Source organism: Streptomyces sp. NH27, assembly GCF_056859195.1.
In genome coordinates this window covers 1-1,319 of the sequence record NZ_JACEGK010000945.1, presented here as the reverse complement: position 1 = coordinate 1,319, position 1,319 = coordinate 1, and the positions used below count along the sequence as shown (strand labels likewise).

1 protein-coding gene is annotated in these 1,319 nt (G+C 76.4%); it reads left to right on the top strand.

The annotated features are described in order from the left end of the window. The coding region (locus tag AC13HU_RS37290; RefSeq protein WP_483046437.1) for a hypothetical protein at positions 1-1,319 on the top strand (1,319 nt) is incomplete at both ends.

The window sequence follows — 1,319 nt, the reverse complement described above, 5'->3', positions numbered from 1 at the left end:
CGCCCTCCAGGTCGTCGTGCCCAACAGCGCCGCTCTGGAGTACGTCCGGCTGGTCGGCCGTTCCACCCGTTTCCTGCGCACCGTCGAGGACCCGGACGCCCCGCACCCGGTGCCGGTCCCCGTACCTCTGCTGGGCCGCTGGCTCACCCACTACGCCGAGCGTTCCCGCACCCCGGGCAGCGGCCTCCTGCTCGCCATGACCGACCTGCTCACCCGGCACTGGGCCACCGGCCAGAGCGCCATGGAGGACCAGCACCTCGGCGCCCTGCTCGGCTGGATCGACCCGCCACCCGGCCTCGACGGACCCACCGCCGCCGCCCGCGCCCAGACCGGCCGCGCCCCCGACGGCCTCCTGCTCAGCCCCCCGGCCGGCCCGGCCACCGACCCGGTCTTCGACAACCGCGTCCTCGCCCCCGCCCAGGCCCGCTACGACAAGGCCCGCACCGCGTCCGAACGGGCCGCCGCCGAGACCGGGATACGGGATCTGGTCGCCTCCCAACTCCGCCCCACCTGGGACGACATGTGGCGCGGGCTCGACCTGCTGCGGGCCCTGCCCGAAGGCGCGCATGTCGAGGAGCGGTGGAAGCGGGACCGCTGGTCGTTCACCGGACACCGTGACCGGGTCCGCGCGGGCGAGCCGCCGCAGCCGAAGCGGGACGACGCGATCGCCGCGGCCCAGAAGCTCGCCGGGCGGGAGACCGCGCAGGCCCGGCTCGCCGCCCAGGAAGCGCTGGACGACCCCCTCTCCATGGCGGCGCGGCGGCTGTCCGGCGAGGCGTTCACCGGCACGGTCGTCGACGTCGAGATGACCTGGTCCGACGGCCGCCGCCCCATGCCCCGGCCCATCCTCACGATCGCCACCGACGATCTGCCGCAGGCCGAGCCGGGCGCGAAGGCGTACCGCGCGCTGGCGGACGCGAAGTCGGCGCAGGGAGCGGAACTGGTGGAGGTGCGTACCGCCCCGGACGGCGGCCCCGACGGCATCAGTGACCTGAGCGACGTCGACGACACCGAAGGCCTCGGCGACCTGGACGGCCTCGGCGATACCAGTGGCCGCGGCGGCCTCACGCATGCCGGGGTCCCCTCGCAGGGGCCGTGGGCGGGCGACGGCGAACGCCCCTCCGGCGAGGCGGCCCCGGACGGCCCCGCGTGGAGCGTGCGGGTGAAGCTGACCGGCGGCATGGGCAGCGGCCGCACCCCGCGGGAGGGCTCGGTCCCGGCACCCGGCGACGCGGTCACCTTCACGCTGTTCGAGCACGACCCGAGAAGCGGCCCCGCCCTCCCGGACGCGGAGCAGACCCCGTGGACACACGGCGGCC